General features: G+C 66.1%; 16 protein-coding genes and 1 riboswitch. Of the genes, 2 read left to right on the plus strand and 14 right to left on the minus strand.

What is annotated here, in order from left to right; all coding sequences use genetic code 11:
- Window positions 1-12 precede the first annotated feature (12 nt).
- Both C7438_RS05430 and polX read right to left on the minus strand, forming a co-directional pair.
- Complete coding sequence (locus C7438_RS05430) at window positions 13-747, minus strand: class I SAM-dependent methyltransferase (RefSeq protein ID WP_170143587.1); 735 nt, start codon at window positions 745-747, stop codon at window positions 13-15.
- A gap of 45 nt (window positions 748-792) precedes the next feature.
- Entirely contained in the window at window positions 793-2,553 is a 1,761-nt protein-coding gene (gene polX / locus C7438_RS05435; RefSeq protein WP_121444357.1) for a DNA polymerase/3'-5' exonuclease PolX, read from the minus strand.
- A gap of 225 nt (window positions 2,554-2,778) precedes the next feature.
- Between polX and C7438_RS05440 the strand changes: the two genes are divergently transcribed.
- Complete coding sequence (locus C7438_RS05440) at window positions 2,779-3,258, plus strand: flavin reductase family protein (protein WP_121444520.1); 480 nt, start codon at window positions 2,779-2,781, stop codon at window positions 3,256-3,258.
- A gap of 6 nt (window positions 3,259-3,264) precedes the next feature.
- Here the strand turns inward: C7438_RS05440 and C7438_RS05445 are convergent, their stop codons facing one another.
- The 10 genes from C7438_RS05445 to C7438_RS05490 all read right to left on the minus strand — a co-directional run bounded on the left by C7438_RS05445 (window position 3,265) and on the right by C7438_RS05490 (window position 14,545).
- Complete coding sequence (locus C7438_RS05445) at window positions 3,265-3,771, minus strand: transcription repressor NadR (RefSeq protein WP_121444358.1); 507 nt, start codon at window positions 3,769-3,771, stop codon at window positions 3,265-3,267.
- 66 nt (window positions 3,772-3,837) lie between these two features.
- A complete protein-coding gene (murJ, locus tag C7438_RS05450; RefSeq protein WP_170143588.1) occupies window positions 3,838-5,430 on the minus strand; it encodes a murein biosynthesis integral membrane protein MurJ in 1,593 nt (530 codons plus the stop codon).
- A gap of 138 nt (window positions 5,431-5,568) precedes the next feature.
- Entirely contained in the window at window positions 5,569-6,471 is a 903-nt protein-coding gene (gene rarD, locus C7438_RS05455) for an EamA family transporter RarD (protein ID WP_121444360.1), read from the minus strand.
- 36 nt (window positions 6,472-6,507) lie between these two features.
- The gene (locus tag C7438_RS05460) at window positions 6,508-7,497 is read right to left on the minus strand and encodes a mechanosensitive ion channel family protein (protein WP_121444361.1); all 990 of its coding nucleotides are present in this window, start codon (window positions 7,495-7,497) and stop codon (window positions 6,508-6,510) included.
- Window positions 7,498-7,562: 65 nt separating this feature from the next.
- A complete protein-coding gene (locus C7438_RS05465; protein ID WP_121444521.1) occupies window positions 7,563-8,696 on the minus strand; it encodes a deoxyribonuclease IV in 1,134 nt (377 codons plus the stop codon).
- Window positions 8,697-8,859: 163 nt separating this feature from the next.
- Window positions 8,860-9,384: a 6,7-dimethyl-8-ribityllumazine synthase gene (ribH, locus tag C7438_RS05470; protein WP_245956521.1), complete on the minus strand. Its 525-nt coding sequence runs from the start codon at window positions 9,382-9,384 to the stop codon at window positions 8,860-8,862.
- A gap of 84 nt (window positions 9,385-9,468) precedes the next feature.
- Window positions 9,469-10,782, minus strand: coding sequence for a GTP cyclohydrolase II (ribA, locus tag C7438_RS09480; protein ID WP_252393328.1), 1,314 nt, complete (start codon window positions 10,780-10,782; stop codon window positions 9,469-9,471).
- A gap of 59 nt (window positions 10,783-10,841) precedes the next feature.
- A complete protein-coding gene (locus C7438_RS05480; RefSeq protein ID WP_121444362.1) occupies window positions 10,842-11,480 on the minus strand; it encodes a riboflavin synthase in 639 nt (212 codons plus the stop codon).
- A gap of 57 nt (window positions 11,481-11,537) precedes the next feature.
- On the minus strand, window positions 11,538-12,800 hold the full coding sequence (gene ribD / locus C7438_RS05485; protein ID WP_211322094.1) for a bifunctional diaminohydroxyphosphoribosylaminopyrimidine deaminase/5-amino-6-(5-phosphoribosylamino)uracil reductase RibD: 1,263 nt from the start codon (window positions 12,798-12,800) through the stop codon (window positions 11,538-11,540).
- Window positions 12,801-13,052: 252 nt separating this feature from the next.
- Window positions 13,053-13,228: riboswitch (FMN riboswitch) on the minus strand.
- A gap of 39 nt (window positions 13,229-13,267) precedes the next feature.
- Window positions 13,268-14,545, minus strand: a complete 1,278-nt coding sequence (locus C7438_RS05490) for a DNA recombination protein RmuC (protein WP_121444363.1) — start codon at window positions 14,543-14,545, stop codon at window positions 13,268-13,270.
- 208 nt (window positions 14,546-14,753) lie between these two features.
- Between C7438_RS05490 and C7438_RS05495 the strand changes: the two genes are divergently transcribed.
- Window positions 14,754-15,734, plus strand: a complete 981-nt coding sequence (locus tag C7438_RS05495) for a cation diffusion facilitator family transporter (protein ID WP_121444364.1) — start codon at window positions 14,754-14,756, stop codon at window positions 15,732-15,734.
- A gap of 1 nt (window position 15,735) precedes the next feature.
- Here the strand turns inward: C7438_RS05495 and C7438_RS05500 are convergent, their stop codons facing one another.
- The gene (locus C7438_RS05500) at window positions 15,736-16,032 is read right to left on the minus strand and encodes a cell division protein ZapA (protein ID WP_121444365.1); all 297 of its coding nucleotides are present in this window, start codon (window positions 16,030-16,032) and stop codon (window positions 15,736-15,738) included.
- Between the two features lie 64 nt (window positions 16,033-16,096).
- Complete coding sequence (gene pheT / locus C7438_RS05505; RefSeq protein WP_121444366.1) at window positions 16,097-18,586, minus strand: phenylalanine--tRNA ligase subunit beta; 2,490 nt, start codon at window positions 18,584-18,586, stop codon at window positions 16,097-16,099.
- Between the last annotated feature and the right edge of the window lie 13 nt (window positions 18,587-18,599).

The raw sequence follows: 18,599 nt of genomic DNA on the forward strand, positions 1-18,599 counted from the left end.
GCGCTCACCTCCTCACCGCATCTTTTCCACGCGGAGGACGAGAAAGCCCGGGCGCTCCCTCCCCTCTGCCTGAGCCTCCAACTCGTCGAGGCACACCCGGCCGGCGGGTTCGCGGACGGAAGGCGAAACGTAAAGCCCCCGCAGGACCGCGGGACGACCGGCTCCGGGTAGGTCGCGGATCAGCGCCCGAAGCTCCTCCTCCGTGTAAAAGCGGGCGCCGTGGTACACGCTTTCGGGGTCGCGGCCCTTTTCCCGGTAGAGTTCTCCCCACGCCCCTTCGCCGGCGATTGCCCCCACGACGAGACGTCCGCCGGGCACAAGGACGCGCCACATTTCCCGCACGACCGCGCTCGGATCGGCGACGAATTCGAGGGCGGTTACCGCGTAGACGGCGGAAAACTCCGCCTCCGGAAACGGGAGGCGTTCCCCGACGCCGGCGAGAAAGCGCACGCGCTCCCGAATTTCGGCCGAGGCGCGGGCGAGTTTGTCCTCCGCCACGCGGCGCATGGCTTCGGAAGGCTCCACGCCGACGACGCGCACGCCTTGGGCGGCGAGCCACAGGGCCTGATGGCCGGTCCCGGAGCCGACTTCGAGGAACTCCTCGCCGGGCAGCGGATCCAACGCCTGGCGAAGGAGGGCCTTCTCCACCCGATCGGCGTAAGCGCCGAGAGGGGTAGAGTACCACGCGTCGTAGGATTCCGCAAAGGGGGCAAAGGGGTCGGAGGAAGATCGTTCCCCTGCCGCCACGTTTTCCCTCCTCACATCGTCTGGCGTAGGGTCGAACCCGCCTGCCTACACTTGTCGGCCGCGGTAGGGAGAAGGTCCCCGGTTGCGCCGAAGGTAGGACCACAGGCGCGGAAAGTCCCAGGTGTTGATCACCGTATCCCGGAGGACGTAGGCCTTGCGCGCCGTGGCTACGCCGAAGAACATGTCCTCAAGACCTTCGACGTTGTGGGCGTCCGTATTGATGGCGATGCGGACGCCGTGCTCCTGCGCGAGGGCGAGGTGGGGCGGTCCGAGGTCGAGGCGGTAGGGGTGGGAGTTGAGTTCCAAGGTCACACCGCTTTCCTGTGCTGCCGCGATGAGGGCTTCGACGTCGAGGGCGTAGGCGTCTCGGCGCCCGTACACGCGGCCCGTAGGGTGACCGATGATGTCGACGAAGGGGTGGCGGGCGGCGCGCACGATCCGCGCGGTGATTTCCTCGCGCGACTGCTGAAAGTGCGTGTGCACCGAGGCGACCACGAGGTCGAGCTCGCGGAGGACCTCGTCTTCGTAGTCGAGGGAGCCGTCAGGAAGGATGTCCACTTCGGCGCCGCGCAGGATGACGAACGGACGGCCCGCTTCCTCGGAAAGCCGCTCTTCCAAACGGCGGATTTCCTCTCCTTGCTCGCGCAGACGCTCGAGGGAGAGGCCCCCGGCTACCTTGAGCGACCGGGAATGGTCGGTGATCGCGATGTACGTATACCCGCGGGCGAGGGCCGCACGGGCCATGGCTTCCAAGGTGTCGCCGCCGTCGGAGTAGTCCGTATGCATGTGCAAATCGCCGCGGATGTCTTCGAGGCGCACGAGGTGGGAAATCCGCTCCCGGTTTTCCGGACGGAAGGGCGTATCGCCGATGCGGAGTTCCGGAGACGGGGCGAAGAGGTCCAAAACGCGGTAGACGTCCTCTTCTTCCGGGCAGAGAATGCGGTCGGTCGGGTCCGCTTCGCGCTCGAATCCCCACTCGCTCAGGTGGTATCCCCGACCTTTGGCCAACCGCCGAAGGTAGATGTTGTGTTCCTTGTCTCCCGTGAAGTATACGAGTCCGGAGCCGAAGATCTCCGGGGCAAAGAAGCGGATGTCCACGCGGATAGGCCAGAGGAGCTCGTACTGAAAGGAGAGGGCATCTTCTCCGCGGGCGAGGATTTCCCGAACGCCCCGAAGGCGGACGATGCGCTCGGAGACCTCTTCGGGTGTCGTCGTCTTTACGGCGATGTCGATGTCGCCGATCGTAGGCTCGACTCGGCGGATGCTCCCTCCGACGACCGCATCGAGCACCCCGGGGATCCGTCGAATCTGGGCGACGAGCGCCTGCGCCAGAGGATAGACCTCGGCGAGGGGTACGCGCTCGCGGCGCTTCCCCATAGCGCGAATGCCTTCGAGAATCCGGGCCTCGACTTTCCCGCCGAATCCCTTGAGCGTGCGGATCTTCTTTGCCTCGGCGGCGGCCCGCACTTCCTCCACGGTAGTGAGTCCGAGTTCGGTGTACAAGCGGTAGATCGTCCGCGGTCCGATGCCGGGAACGTCCAAGAGGCGGAGGAGGTCGCCGGGGACGCGTTCCTCGAGCGAGCGAAGGAGCTGCGATTCTCCCGTGGTCAGAAGTTCCTCGATCACCGCGCGGATGCTCTTCCCCACGCCGGGGAGATCCTCGAGCACCTCCGCGACCGGTCGGTCGAGGCGTTCCACGGTTTCTGCCGCGCGGCGGTAGGCGTTCACGCGGAATGCGCTTTCTCCGAGAATTTCGTAGTAGTCGGCGATGCGCGAGAGAACCCAGGCGATCTCGAGGTTGTCCACCCCGCCACCCCCTCACCCTCCGAAATGCGGAACCGACGCCTTGGATTTCATCTTACCGCAGACGCCGCCAAAGAATCCACAAACGCCGCGCCGTACTTCGTCCCGTGCGCAACGGATACCCTGCGGGGTACAATCAAAATGCGTGGCAAAACAAAGCGCGCCGCGCGCGAAAACCGCGGGCGGGCGCAAGAGCGCGTCTACGCAGATGAACGGGGAGGGATTTTCGTGGATCCGAAGGCGCGAAAGACGGCCCTCCGGGGCATCGTCTACGGATTGTACGTCGTAGGGACGACGGGCGAACAAGGGCCAAATGCCTTTGCCGCCAACTGGCTCACCCAGGTGTCCTTTGAGCCCCCGCGGGTGGCCCTCGCCGCAAAGAAGGGGTCGCGCGCAGAAGGAGAAATCGCCGCTTCCGGCGTCTTCAGCGTAAACTTCCTCCCGACGGGCGCTAAGGAATTCGCCCAGACGTTCTTCGGCCCCGTGCACGAAGAGGAAGGAAAGCTCGGGGGGTATCCCTTCCGACTTGGGGTTACGGGATGCCCGATCTTTGAAGATGCCGTTAGCTACATCGAGTGCCGCGTCGTGGAGCGCCTGGACGTCGGCGACCACGTCCTCTACGTCGGAGAGGTGGTCGACGCCGGGGTTCACCGGGAAGGCGTAGAGACGCTCACCTTGCGCGAAACGGGGTTCTACTACGGAGGCTGAACCGCCCTACGTTCGTTCTACGGGAAACCCTTCGTCTTCCAGGGCGCGAATCGCCTTCTCGATGTATTCCGGTTCTTCCGCCACGAGCGTGTGGTAGTGGTGGCCTCCGGTGATCTCGCTGAGGAGGGGGAGATGGCTCGCCCGCCACTTCTCCATGAAGGTTTCGACGTCTTTAGGCGTGCGGATCCCGAGTTCCGCCCGAAGCGTCCCGTACACCGGGTGCTCGATGATCACATCCGCCACCTCCACGTGGTGCGCGACAAGGATCTCGAGCTCCCGCCTGAGGCGCTCGGGGGGGTGGGAGATTCCAATGACTTCATGTTCCTTTGGGGGTGCCTCTTCGAGGAGGTACCCCCGCGTCGTCGAGAGGATGCGGTACCCGTCTTTGCGCAAAAACGCGATGTCCTGCACGAGCGTCTGCCGACTCACGCCGAGCGCCCGGGCGAGCTCGCTCCCCTTTACAGGGCCTTGGGCCCTGCGTAAAAGGGCGAGGAGCAACTCTTTGCGGTCCATTTCGCGTTCCCTCCAAATCGCGAGACGACGACGTCCGCGGACGTTCTCGCGCTCGGGTCCGTGCCCCTAGCTCCGTAGGCGTTCGAGGAAGAGGCGCTTCCCGCTCTCCCACATCTCGCGGGGAGACTTTCCGCGCAGGGCGAGGATCCTCCTCCGCCCGTGTTCGACGACCCGCCGCACAGTTGGGTCGCCGAGGACGTACAGGAGGAATGCGTACAGGGCCGCGCCCAAGGTGATGATGGCGAAGAGAAGAAGGAGCCGGGTAAAAAACCGCGAGTCGTAGGGAAATACGTACGGAACGGGGAGTAGGGCGAGCGTGAGCCCTCCGGTCGCCAGGAGGGCCCTGAACAAGGCAGCGCGGAGATCTTCGTCCCAAAGCGAGCCGATCTGCCTCTGAAGGTCGCGGTGCAGGAGGAACGCGGCCACGGTAAAGCTCACGGACGTCGACAAGGCCAACCCTTGGGCGCCCAAAGGCCCTACGAGGAGGAGGTTTAGGGCGATGTTCAAGGCCACGGCGAGGACGCTGTTCCACATAGGCGTGCGCGTATCCTGCAAGGCGTAAAACGCCCGCATCCACAGGTCGCGGAGCGAAAGGCCGAAGAGGCCCAAGGAGAAGAGCGCGAAGAGAGGGGCGGTGATCGTCGTCGCCTCGCGCGTAAACACGCCCCGCTCAAAGAGCACCTGGACCACGGGGAGGGCGAGGACGACGCTCCCGGCCGTGACGGGGAGGAGAAAGAGGACAAGGCCTTCCAACGTTCGCCGCAAGGTACGGGAGAGCTCGGCCGTTCCCTCTCGCGCGGCAATACGGGTAAAGTGGGGAAAGAGGACGACAAAAAGAGATGTGGCCAACACGCCGTATGTAAACTGCATGAGCTTGTTTGCGTAGTTGAGCGCGGAAACGCTCCCGGCCGGAAGACCCGAGGCGAGCATCCGGTCCACCATCACGGCCACTTGAGAGGCGGCGGTACCGATGACGACGGGAGAAAAGAGGACGAGCGTCTGGCGAAAACCCTCCTCGCGAAAGTCGAGAACGGGGCGATACGGATACCCCACACGAAACAGAGGAAAGACGAGGAGGAGGAACTGGGAAAAGGTCGCCACGACGGCGATCCACGTAAACCCCACGATGCCCAGACGGCTCCCCACGGCAAACAACGTTCCCACGAGGATCAGGTTGAACGGGATCCCCACGGCCGCGGGAAAGAGGAATTTCCCCTTCACCTGAAGGTAGGCGGAAAAGAGGGCGGTGTACCCCAAAAAGAGCACGGTGAGGAGGAAGATCCGCTCGAGCCGTACGGCGAGGGCAAAGGTATCTTCGGGAAAACCCGGGGCAAACAGCCGCACGAGGGGGCCGGCGAAGAGGTAGCTCACGACGAAAAGGAAAAGGGAAAAGAGCCCGACGATATTCGTTAGGTTGGCGAGGTAGCGGTCGCGTTTGTCTCCGTCCAGGCGCTCGTATACCGGAATGAACGTGGTCCCAACAGCGGCGACGACCGTCGACAGAAGCACGCCGGGGATGGAAAAGGCGACGAAGAAGGCGTCGGCTTCGGACGTCGCCCCGAAGTACTTCGCGATGGCCGTCTCCCGGAAGAACCCCAGGAACTTGCTTACGAGCGTGATCACCATGATCCAAAAGGAGGTCTGGAGAATCCGCGTCATCGCCCGACCCCTTTTCTCCCACCCTACCCCTGAGGAGGGCGGGAAGGCGGTGCCGACGCCCATTATACTACTCCTCGCCGCTTTCTCGAAAAAAACCGCCCGCCGCGGGATGCGCGTCGTTCGCTGGACGCTACTCAGCTATTCTTCGGCGGCCTCCGAAACCCGGCTTCCCAGGGCGAACACGGCTACGGCTGCCCAGACGAGGACAAAGCCGACGAGGCGTCCGGGCCCCAGGGGTTCGTGAAAGACGAACACGCCCAAGAAAAACTTGAGCGTCGGGGCGAGGTACTGGATAAACCCGATCCACGTGAGGGGAATCCGCCGGGCGGCTTCCGAAAACCAGAGAAGCGGGAGGGCGGTCACCACTCCCGCCCCCGCCAACCAAAAGACGTCCGCAACCGTTTCGGGTGCGGCCGAGGGGCCGACCCAGAAGAGGTAGGCGAGGACGATGGGCGTGAGATAGATGGTTTCGAGGAAGATCGATGCACGGGCGTCCGCCTGCAGGACCTTCTTGAGGAGGCCGTAAAAGCCAAAGGAAAACGCCAAAAGCAAGGACACCCACGGCGCCACATGGGCTTCGACGGCCATGAGGAGCACCCCGGCCGCCGCGAGGGCGATGCCGTAGACCTGCGGACGCGTGAGCGTCTCCCCGAGAAAGAGGGTCGCAAGGGCTACGCTTACGAGCGGATTGATGTAGTACCCGAGGCTCGCATCCAAGACGTGGCCCTTCTCGACCGCCCAGATGTAGACGCCCCAGTTCACGGCAATGAGGAGGCTCGCGAGGAAGAGACCGCCCGCCATGCGCGGGTTCCGAAAGGAACTCCGGACAAAGTCCCACCTATGCACTGCGGAAAGGTACGCGGCCATGAAGAGGGCGGAGGCGGCGAAGCGGTAGGCGAGAAGGACGAGGGCGGGGTAGCCTTCGAGTTGTTTCCAGTACAAGGGAAGAACGCCCCACGAGGCAAAGGCGGCCACCGCGTAAGCGATACCCGAGGCAGCCGCCCGCTCGGATCGGCGTTGGGAGCGAACGTCGTGTACCACCGATGCCTCACCGCCCTTGGAAAGGGTTGGGAGAACTTAAGCTTCGCGGGGGGAGGACGCCCCTCCGGGCGACGGGTTTTGTCCCCCTTCCGTGAGAAGGACCTCCTGAAGCGGCGGTTGGGCGGAAACGCCGAACTTCCGCAAGAGTTCTCCGAGAATGAGGAAGTGCTCGCTTCGGTAGGCAAACCACTGCGAAAAGTCCGCCGTGCGCACGTAAAAGCGCACGTGGACGGCAATGCGTCCCCCGTCGAGCGACTCCACACCGAGGATCCGACCCTCGTCCAGGACGTTCGGATCGCGCCGGAGGAGGTCTTCGAGCTCGGCAAGAAAGGCGCGCACGTCGGAGGCGGCGAGCGTGGTAGGAAGGGAGAGGGTGTAGCGCACCATACGGTGGCGTACGCGCCCCCAGTTCTTGATGTTTGCCTGGGCGAGGACGGCGTTCGGTACGGTGACGAGCGTGTCGTCCTGGGCCCGGATCTTCGTGCTCCGGAAGTTCATGGTCTCTACCGTTCCCGCTACGTCTCCGAACTCGATCCAATCGCCCACGGCAAAGGTGCGCTCGCCGATGAGGACGATCCCGCCGAAGTAGTTGGCGAGCGTGTCGCGCGCCGCTAGGGAGACCGCCAGACCTCCAAGGCCGAGCCCGGCGACCAGCGTATCGATCCGGTAGCCGAATTCCTGAAGCACCATCCCTGTACCCACGAAGGCGAGGAAAAGGCGCGTGGTCCAGGAAAGGATGGGAACGAGGAGAGCGCGGTGGGCCTTTTCTTCCTCCGTAATTCCGAGGTGTAGGATACGCTCCCACAGGGGAACCAGTCCCGCAAAGGCGTAAAGTCCCCAAAAGACGAAGACGATCGTAAGCACGCGGAAGGAACCGCGGACGTACGGGTGAAGCCACAATCCGGGTTCGAAGAAGGAAAGGAACACGGCCGCACCCGCGAGAAGGACGAGGGCGAGAGCGGGACCGCGAAAGGCGCGGGCGACGAGGCTGCGAAGCGGGGACGAGGTCTCCTGCGGATTCGCCAAAGCGCCCACCTCCCAAAACCGCCAAAATGCGGCCGAATCCGGCCCCGGGGGACCGGGGGACAGGCTTACCCGGCGAGGATTTCTTCGCCCAGTTCGTCCACGGCGAGGGCGCCTACGATTCGGTGGCGCACGTGTTCCTCGTCGAGGGAGGGAAACATTCCGGCCTCCCTCACCCGTCCGTAGAGGTCGTCAAAGGGCTCGAGCTTGGCCTTCTTCGCGCGAACGGCCTCCCACCCTTCGAGGACGAAGGCGCGCAACGATCCGATGCCCTGTTCGGCAAAGAAGGCGCGGAGCGCCTCCACGTCGTGGACGAACTCCTCCTGGAAGCGGCGGCGCGCCCAACCGGCGAGGAGGGCGATTTCCGCTTCGTACATCGGCCGCTCCTTGCCCTTCGTACCCACCCACGGCGTCTCCAGAATGAAGGGACGGCCCGCGAGGGCCGGGTGGTGGACGACGCGGTACGGCACCGCAAACCCCAGGTATCCCGTCCCTAAAACGGCGTGGCGGTCGCGCCGCGACCCGAAGGGGAACTTGCTGTCGTTTACGTGCACGCAGGCGAGGCGCTCGAGGCCGAGGACGCGGTCGAAGGTCTCGAGTACGCCGTCGAGGTCGTGGAGGATGTCATAGCCCGCGGCAAATACGTGGCAAGTGTCCAGGCAAATGACGAGCCGGGGATCGCCTACCTCGTCGAGAAGGAAGCGAAGCTGTTCGAAGGTTCTCCCCACCTCGCTTCCCTGCCCCGACATGGTCTCGAGGGCGACGCGTACGGGATGGGGCGCGCGCAGGACTTCGCGCAGGCCGGCGGCAATCCGCTTGAGGGCCTCGTCCTCCGTTTGGCCGACGGCGGCACCCGGATGGACGACGATGAGGTCCGTGCGCGCTTCGTGCGTGCGCACGATCTCCTCCTGGAGAAAGCGCACGGTAAAGGAGAATCCCTCTTCCTTGGGCGTCGCCAAGTTCACGATGTAGGGGGCGTGGACGAGGAAGTACCGAAGCCCCGCTTCGCGCATGTACGCCCAACCTTCCTCGACGAACTGCTCCGCCATGGGCTTGCGCACCGTGTTCTGTGGAGCGCCCGTGTAGATCATAAACGCAGTCGCCCCGTAGGAATGGGCTTCCTGGGCGGCGTTCAAGAGTCCTTTCTTGGAAAACGAGACGTGGGAACCTACGAGAAGGTCAGTCGAACTCGCGGTGCTCAACGGATGCCCCCCTCCCCAAAACCTTTCGCAAGCCCCGTCGCGGTCCGGAGCGTTCTTCCGCGGGACGAAAGGTTCACCCCGCCGCGGCAGCACGTAGAGCGCCCCCGCCCCGGTCCCGACCGTCAAACCCGGCTTCTATCCTACCATACGCCGCAATTCGGGCTCAGCGGCGAAACTTCCGGGCAAAGTCGGGAAGGTCTCTAAGGAGGTTGGCCATTTCCAACGCGGCCAGGGCGGCCTCGGCACCCTTGTTTCCCGCCTTTCCCCCTGCCCGATGCACGGCTTGTTCGGCGTCGTCTAGGGTGAGGAGGGCGAAGCCCACGGGAACCCCGGTTTCCCACGCGACGCGGGCGAGACCGGAAGATGCCTCGCCTGCGACGTAGTCGAAGTGGGCCGTTTCACCGCGCATGACGACGCCGAGGGCGACGATCCCGGAAAAGGCACCGCTTTCCGCCGCGCGTTTGGCCGCCAAGGGGAGTTCGAACGAACCCGGAACCCAAATCTCGGCGATGTCCTCGGGGCGAACTCCGTGACGGACGAGGACGGATCGCGCCCCGTGGACGAGGGGGCGGACGAAGAACTCGTTGAAGCGCGAGGCAACAAGGGCAAAGGTGAGTCCCTCTCCCCGGAGCCGGCCTTCGAGCACCGCTTCCGAAAGGGACGGGTGTGTGTCGTCGCGGTCGAGCACGTAAACCCCCTCCTTCCCTCCAAATCCGAGCCGGACAAAGGACGCGAGACCCGATGCGGCCCTCCAGAGGAAGTCCGCGGGCGCTCACAGATGGGAAAGCAGGTGTCCAAGGCGGTGCTTCTTTGCCTCGAGGTAGCGGCGGTTCTCCTCTCGCGGGGGGATTTCCAAGGGTACGCGCTCCACGACCTCGACGCCGTACTGCCTCAGGGCTTCCACCTTGTCCGGGTTGTTCGTGAGGAGGCGCACGCGCCGAACGCCGAGGTCGAAGAGGATCGCGGCGGCTACGTCGTAGTCGCGGGCGTCGACCGGATGTCCAAGGACGAGGTTGGCGTCCACCGTGTCAAAGCCGCGTTCCTGCAGGGCGTAGGCCCGAAGCTTTTCGTAGAGGCCGATCCCCCGCCCTTCCTGCCGGAGGTAGACGAGAACCCCGCCCTCCGCCTCGATGCGCGCGAGGGCAGCCTCGAGTTGGGGACCGCAGTCGCAGCGGTAGGAGCCGAAGACGTCGCCCGTGAGGCACTCCGAGTGAACGCGCACGAGGATCGGCCGGTCGGAAGAAATGTCCCCCTTCCACAGGGCGAGGTGCTCACGGGCGGTGCAGTTTCCCGCCGCCGAAAGGGCAGCCCCCGGTTCCCGGTAGGCGACCGCGCGGAAGGCGCCGTACTCGCTCGGGAGGTGCACGACGTCGCTCCGTTCGAGGCGAGGAAGGCGGATGTAAGGAGCCGTGCCGCCCGTTCTTGCCAGAGAAGGCGAGGCGGACAAATGCCCGACCGCACCACCTTCTGCACCGTCCCACGCCGCCACGACCCTGGCGATGTCTTCGACGGTGAGGAGGGGGAGGTTTTCCCGCGCCGCCAGACGCTCGAGGTACGAAAGCGACGCGGGCTCCCCGGTTTCGTCCAAGATCTCGATGATCGCCGCCGCCGGGCGTGCGCCCGCGAGGCGGGCGAGCTCGATTGCCGCCTCCGTATGGCCGCGGCGTTCGCGTACGCCCCCGGGGCGTGCCACGAGGGGGAAGACGTGGCCCGGGCGGCGGAAATCCTCCGGGCGGGCGGATGGATCGGCAAGGGCACGCAAGGTGAGCGCCCGCTCGCGCGCGGAAATCCCCGTCTTCACGGAGACGTGATCGACGGAGACGGTAAAGGCGGTCTCCTTAGGGTCCTGGGATTCCGCCACCATGGGCGCCAGGGCGAGTTCGCGGGCGCGTTCAGCGTCCAAGGGGGCGCAAAGGAGCCCGCGCCCTTCGCGCAGCATGAAGTGGACGACATCGGGGGTGGCGTGCTCAGCGAGAAGGACGAAGTCCCCTTCGTTTTCGCGATCGCGGTCGTCGAGGACGATCGCGGGAAGCCCCTGGCGAAGGGCGCGAACGGCCGCCTCAACCCGCAGCTGCGCTTCCCACACGCGCGGACACCTCCTCGAAATCGGGCGTTCGAAAGGATCGAAGCGGCGCTCTCTCAGGGCTACGTTCCCGCGGACGACAGAAACCGCCGCACGGCTTCGACGACGTAGCGGGCGAGGACGTCCACCTCGACGTTTACGGTGGAGCCAGGCCCCTTCGTCCCCAAGGTCGTGACGGCGAGGGTATGGGGAATGAGGCCGACGGAAAAGGAAACCTCCCGACCGTCGGGCGACCCCACGTCGACCACCGTGAGGCTCACGCCATCTACAGCTACCGAACCCTTGGGGGCGAGGTAAGGGGCGTAGTCCGCGGGCAGGACGAACCTCACGAGGCGCGAGCCGTCCGCCGCCTCTTCCACCTCCGCAATGCGGGCGACCGCGTCGACGTGCCCGGTGACGATGTGGCCTCCCAAAGGATCCCCGACGCGAAGCGCCCGTTCTACGTTCACCCGCATGCCGGGAAACGCGTGGGCGAAGGTGGTCCTGTGGACCGTTTCCGGCATGAGGTGAAAGACGAGCGAGTCCGCCTCTCGGGATTCCACCGTCAGACAGACGCCGTCTACGGCGACGCTGTCTCCCACAGCGGGGAGTTCGGTCCACGGAAGCTCCGTGAGTACGAGGCGTACGGCCTCCCCCTGTTCGACGATCCAGCGCTCCAGGCTCCGAATGCGCGCGGTACCTTCCACAAGCCCCGTAAACATCGGCCGCTCCCCCCGGATGTCGATCTCCTCTTTCCTTCCAACCGAAACGGTCGAACGTCACCCGTCTTGGGACGTGGGGCGGCCCACGAAGACGAAGTCCGCGCCAAACCGCGCGGTTCCCTCCCACTCGAGGGGAAGCCCTTCGGCGAGTGCGGCCACCCCTTCCCCCGCCAGCCACCCCGGGGCCTCCCGCCCGCCCAAAAGGCGCGGGGCGACGAAGACGACGAAACGATCCACGAGGCGGCGGGAGACGAACCGGGCGATCGTTTCTCCGCCTCCCTCCACGAGGAGGGCGTTTACCCCGCGTTCGGCAAGGAGGGCGAGGAGAGCGGGGATGTCGACCTCGCCCTCGGCGTCCTCGGCCGGTAGGCGGACGACTTCCACCCTCAAATCCCCGAGTCGTCGTTCGGCTTCCCGGTCTCCCTCCGTTCCCGTGGCGACAAGCGCGGGAGCGAGCCCGTCGCGAAAGAGGTCGGCATCGGCGGGGAGGTCGAGGGAGCGCGAGAGAACGACGCGCAGCTTGCCGATTTCCTGGCCTTCGCCCCCCAGACGCACGGTGAGGCGGGGGTTGTCGCGGCGTACGGTGTTTGCCCCCACGAGGACGGCGTCGTGGCGCAGGCGGAGGTAGTGGACCGCCCGAAGCGCTTCCCCACCCGTGATCGTGCGGCTCTCGCCCGTTCGCGTGGCGATCTTCCCGTCCAAGGTCATGGCCACCTTGACCGTCACCCAAGGCCGGCCCCGCTCTACGCGCGTGAGGTACGCGGCGTGGACGCGGCGCGCCGCTTGCGCGCATACCCCTTCCTGGACCTCCACCCCCGCCTCGCGGAGAATGCGCAGTCCTTCGCCCGCGACGAGAGGATTGGGGTCGCGCAGGGCGACGACCACGCGCCGAACCCCGGCATCCCGCAGCGCCACCGCGCAGGGCGGCGTACGTCCCCAGTGGCTGCAAGGTTCGAGGGTGACGTAACACGTGGCGCCGCGCGCCGCCTCGCCGGCCATGCGGAGGGCGTGCACTTCCGCGTGCGGTTCGCCCGTGCGGAGATGCGCCCCGATGCCAACGATACGCCCGTCACGCACGAGAACGCAGCCGACGTTGGGGTTCGGAGCCGTCTGGCCCTCCACGGCAGCGGCCAGGGAGATGGCAAAGCCCATGAAGTGGCGGTCGAGGGGCGAAACATCGGGGTCGTCGCAGCCGTCCGTCCCCACCGCCCCTGCCGCCGCTGGGAGCGGAAGGAGGGGGGCGAGCCCCGGAAACGTCGGATAGCCCGGGGCGCCTACGCCGAAGTAAGCGGACGCACCGAGGCCTTTCGCATCGGCCACAAAGCCACCTCCTTCGTCGGTCGGAAAAGGGGCTTCCCTACGCACGAAAAAACCCGCCACGTCCCTCCGTGGCGGGTTGGGTGCAGGAGAAATGAAGAACGCACGGCCTTCGGCCCGAAGACGCACCGGCAAACCCCGGGCGCGCACCCTAGAAAGCCCCCGAGTCCTCACCGCGACAACGGCCGCGGCAAAGAACCCGGGCGCACGCCCGACCCGGAAGCAGCGAACTCGGGCCACGAGGAAAACCGCCGTCCGTTCCTTCTCCCATCCGGACTTTCACCGTCGGCTCCGGAATTTCACCGGATCCTGCCCGCCGGCATTCCTGCCGGCAGGCTCGCGGGCTCTGGCCGAAGTCCGGTCGCCGCAAAGGGCCAAGACCTCGGCGCATCACCGCCGGTCGGGAATTTCACCCTGCCCCGAAGGAACGTCCCCGCTTCCGGCAGATGCGTGCCGAAAGACGGAGTACCCTAAGTGTACCTTTCCTCGGCTTCAGAGGCAAGAAAGGAAGTGTCGGCTCCGCGTCCCGCATCGGCGTCGGCCGGCGGGCGTTCCCCGGAGGCGCGGTCCGACTCCTCCTCCGGCAAGTCGAAGACGCCGCGCAGACGGCGGGAGAGGCGCTCGCGCTCGAGTTCGGCGGCGTCTACCGCGCGCAATGCCTCGTCGAGCTTGCGGCGTGTACGCGAGAGGAGGTCGGCGAGGCGGGAAAAATCCGCCTGAACGCGCCGGAGGAGCTCCCAAACCTCGCCCGCGCGCCGCTCAATGGCCACTGTGCGAAGGCCGAGGGAGAGGCTGTGGAGGATCGCCGCGAGCGTCGTCGGCCCCACAAGCACGACCCGCCACTCCCGCTGAAGCGTCTCAAATAGCCCCGGCTCACGCAACGCCTCCGCGTACAGGCTTTCAAAGGGCAAAAAGAGGAGGGCGAAATCCGTAGTGTGCGGAGGAACGACGTACTTTTCCCGAACCTTTTGGGCCTCCAGGCGGAGGCGTTCGACGAAACGACGTCGCGCCCGGCGCACGGCCTCGGGGTCCCCCGCCTCCTCCGCCGCGAGGTACGCCTCCACGTCGGCAAGGGGGAACTTCGCGTCGATCGGCAGCCACATCCCTTCCCCTGCCGTCCGACCGGGCAGGCGGACGGCGAAGTCCACGCGCTCTTCCGAGTTCGGATTTACACGCACGTCGCGGGCGTACTGCTCGGGAAGGAGGATGTCGGAGAGGATGTTCTCCAATTGGACCTCCCCGAGTACGCCCCGGCGCTTCACGTTGGCGAGTATCCGCCGAAGGTCCCCCACGCCCTCCGCAAGGGCGCGCATCTCCCCCAGACCGCGGTGGACTTCTTCTAACCGTTCGCTCACGAGGCGAAATGAGGCGCCGAGGCGCGCTTCGAGCGTCGTCTCGAGCTTCTCGTCGACCGTGCGGCGGAGCGATTCCAGGGTGCGTTCGTTTTCGTCGCGAATTCGGTGAAGTTCTTCGGCGACGCGCGCCTCGAGGCGTTCGAGCCGGCCCTCGCTCCCCGCGACGAGGTCCATGAGCCGTTCGCTCAAGAGGCCCATCTGCTGGACGAACGTCCGCTGCTCCGACTCGAGGGAACGCGCGAGCCGGTCGAGAGTGCCAAACACGCGGTCTTCGGAAGCCCCACCTCCGCGGGAAAAACGCCGCGCCGCCCACCAGCCCAAACCGAACGCAACCACGACAAGGACGAAGACGACTCCTACGGGAACGTGCACCCCCCACACCCCGTCCGGCACCGCCGTCCCCCCCTTCCCGTCCCCCTACTCCGCGTTGGCCAGGGGAAAGTCCTTTGCCCGCGGGAGGAAATGTTGGAGACACGAGGAAAAATTGAAATACAAAAATTTTTGACGATAAATTGGGAACTTGCTAGACTCAAAGTACATACCCCTTCGGAGGTGACCGACGCGCCGGGGTTCCCGCGAATCCGTACGGCGCAGAAGGCGGATGGAAGACGATCGGACGCGAGCCCGAATTGAAGCGCGCCTCGGGATTCTGAGCGCCCTGGGAAACGCCTTCCTCGCGCTGCTCAAGCTCGGCCTCGGGTGGGCGGGGCAGAGCCGCGCGCTCTTTGCCGACGGAATACACAACGTGGCAGACCTCCTCGTCGGCGGCGTGGGGGCGCTGAGCGCGCGCGTTGCGGAAAAACCGCCGGACGAGGACCATCCGTACGGACACGGAAAGGCCGAAGTGCTCGCTGCCGCGGGCGTCGCCGCCTTTCTCGGCGTTCTTGCGCTCCTCCTCGCGGTACAGGGAATCGCGTCCTTCGGAAACCCCGAACCCCCGATCCCCTCGTGGGAAACCCTCGCGGCCGCGCTCTTCTCCCTCGGCCTCAAGGGCGTCCTCTACCGCGCGACGATTCGCGAGGCCGAGCGCCTTTCGAGTTACGCCCTGCAGGCGGTAGCCCTGGACCATCGGTCGGACATCTGGGGCTCCCTGGCGGCCGCCCTGGGCATCCTCGGCTCGTACCTCGCGTGCGCCACCCCCTTTGCCTGGTTTCGCCACGCCGACGCGGTAGGGAGCGTCGTCGTGGCCGCGCTCATCCTCCGCATGGCCTACGATCTCCTCCGGGAAACCGGCGACATCCTCATGGAGCGAACGCTTCCCCCGGAAACCCTCGAGAGGTACGCCCGGATCGTCCGGAGCTTCCCCGAAGTACGGAACATCGACCGCCTGCGGGCGCGTACGCACGGCCACTACGTCCTTGTCGACCTGCGCATCGCCGTGGACGAAAACCTCACGGTCGCCCAAGGGCACGCACTGGGGCGGGCGGTAAAGGAAGCCCTCATCGCCGACGACCCCCGCATTCGCGAAGTCCTCGTCCACCTGAACCCGTATCCCTACCCGGCAACCGAAGGGGGGCGACCTGCGGCGGCCGAACCCTCCCGAAACGAGGGCGAAGGCATGCCGGGCGACCGGCCTCCGTAGGCTACGTCCCCCCTCCTTCGGGAGGGGGGCTTTCCGTAGATTTTCCCTCGGTTTCCTCCTCGAGAAGCTCGTACACCTCGTCGAGCTCGCGCCGCAGACGGAGCACTTCGTCGGCAAAGGAAAGGGCGGCCAGCACCGCAACCCGCGGAACGTCGAGGTGGGGACTTCGCGCGGCAATCTCCCGCATCCGCTGATCGACCATTTCCGCCAGGCGGTGGAGGTGCTGCTCCGTCGCATCCCCTTTGAGGTGGTACGTCTCGCCGAAGATCTTTACCCGGGCCGTCGTGGTCCGCTTCACCGCCTATCTCCCCCAATCTCCTCGTGCGGTAGGCGATGCGGCGCGCACGGGCGGCCCGCCTCCCTTAGGCCGTTCGCCACTCCACGGGAAACTCGGCTTCCAAGGCGCGGCGAATCGCCTCCATCCGCACGTCGACCTCTTCGTCCGTGAGCGTGCGATCCGATCTGCGGAAGAAGAAGGCGAGGGCGAGCGAACGCTTCCCCTGCGGCACCCCTTCCCCACGGTAGACGTCGAAGAGCACGACGTCTTCGAGTTCTTTCCCGGCGGCCGAACGGGCGGCGCGAAGGAGGGCCGCCGCGGAAACCTCTTCCGAGACGAAAAAGCTCAGGTCGCGGCGTACGCCGGGGAAACGGGGTACTTCTTCCGCCTGAACTTCGGGCGCGGCAAACGAGAAGAGGCGTTCGAGGTCTACCTCGAGAACTGCCGGCCGATAGAGACCGTACTCCTCGGCAACTTCCGGGTGAACCTCCGCCACGAGGCCCACGGGTTCTCCGCCCACGCGAAGTTCTGCCGTCCTTCCCGGATGTAGGCCTGGAAGAACCCGAGGGACTACGTCCCATGCGGCCCGAATCCCAAAGAGAGCGAGGAGCCCCTCGAAAACCCCCTTCGCGTCGTAGACGTCGACGCTTCGGCGTAAGCCGCGCCAGTGAAGGGGGTCTTTTTCTCCTGCAAGGAGAACCCCGAGGTGTAGAACTTCGCGTGCGGGGGTGTGGTGGGGGCGCGGAACGTGATCAAACGGGTCCCCTCCCTCCCCACGCGGGAAAAAGACGGGCCCTACCTCGAAGAGGCGTAGGTCGCGCTCTCCGCGACTGGCGTTGTACCGGGCGGCGGCGAGAAGCGAGGGAAGAAGGCTCGGGCGCAAATACACGTGGGCGTCGCTCATGGGGTGGAGCACCCGCAACGCGTCCGCAGGCCCGACCGTCACCCATTCGTCCCCCTGTCCGGCAGGAAGAAGGGCGGGGAAACGCCCGAGCTCTGCCTCGGACAGGAGGCGGTAGGCGTAGAGCTCGAAAAATCCCCAGCGGACGAGGGCGTGCCGGAGGCGGCGTCGGAGTTCCTGCGCAAAGTCCCTCCCCCGTCCGTCCACGACGCCGCCCGGTGACGCCGCAGGGATCTCCTCGTAGCCGACGAGGCGCGCGACTTCCTCGACGAGATCTTCGGGGATGCGTACGTCGAGGCGGCGCGTGGGGACTTCCACCGTCCAACCTTCTGAGGTGGAGACGGCGGGAAAGCCGAGGCGACGGAAGATGCCCTCCACCTGCTCGCGCGGAAGGCGCGTTCCAAGCAGGGTGTAGAGCTTCTTTTCCGAAAGCTCGATACGCGCCGGTTTGGGCAGGTCTGCCTCGGAAAATACACCGCCGGCGATGCCTCCGACGACGCGCCCGCCGGCGATCTGGACGATGAGCCCTGCGGCGCGATCGAGGGCGGCGCGGACGCGCCCGGGATCGACTCCGCGTTCGAAGCGCCGCGAGGCCTCGGAGCGAAGGCCGAGCGCCTGAGCCGTGCGGCGAATTTGTGCGGGGCGAAAGTAGGCGGACTCGAGAAAGACGCGCGTGGTCCCCTCCGTGATCTCCGAGTTCGCCCCGCCCATCACCCCGGCAATCCCCACGGGGCGGCCACCGTCCGTGATGAGGAGCATGCCCTCTCGGAGGACGCGTTCCCTCCCGTCCAAGGTGACGATTCGTTCCCCTTCCCGCGCCGGACGGACGCAAACCTCGCCGCTTGTGATCGCGTCGGCGTCGAAGGCGTGGAGCGGCTGACCGAACTCCAGCATCACGTAGTTCGTCACGTCCACGACGTTGTTCAGCGGGCGGATCCCCGCCGCGAGGAGGCGGTTTACGAGCCATTGGGGCGACGGTCCGATGCGCACCCCTTCGATGAGACGCCCGAAGTACACGGGCGCGTCGGCGGGAGCCTCGACGCGCACGCGGACGTCTGCATGCGGTTCCTCGGAAAAGAAGGGAACCTTGGGCTCGTAGACCTCGCGGTCCGCAAGCGCCGCAACCTCGTACGCCACGCCGAGCATGCTCAGGGCGTCGGCACGGTTGGGTGTGAGGTCGAGGACGAGCACGGTGTCGTCGAGGGCCAGGGCTTGAACGCCGTCCATCCCGACGCCCGTACCGGGGGGAAATACGTAGATTCCTTCCCGGAGCTCCCGAGGGAGAAGGTCGTCGTCGAGGCCGAGCTCGCGGTAGGAGACGAGCATCCCTTGGGAGAGGACGCCGCGAAACTCCCGAGCTTCGAGCGTAAGGCCAGGCAGCTTGGCCCCGGGCGGAGCAAAGAGGACGACGTCCCCCACACGGACGTTTGGCGCCCCGCTTACGACCGTGTATGTGTTCCCTCCCGCCTCGACGCGGGCGACGACGAGGCGGTCGGCGTTGGGATGCGGGGAAACGTCCACCACCCGGGCGGTGATCACCCCTTCGACCCCGCGGTTGCGCGCCTCTACGGCATCTACCTCGAGTCCCGCCATGGTCAAGCGTCGGGCGAGCTCGTCCGGATCGATGTCCCAGACGTCCACGTAGTCCGAAAGCCAGGAAAGCGAAACGCGCATCCTCTGCCCACCC

The sequence above is a fragment of the Brockia lithotrophica genome, assembly GCF_003633725.1.
GTDB classification, from domain to species: domain Bacteria; phylum Bacillota; class Bacilli; order Thermicanales; family DSM-22653; genus Brockia; species Brockia lithotrophica.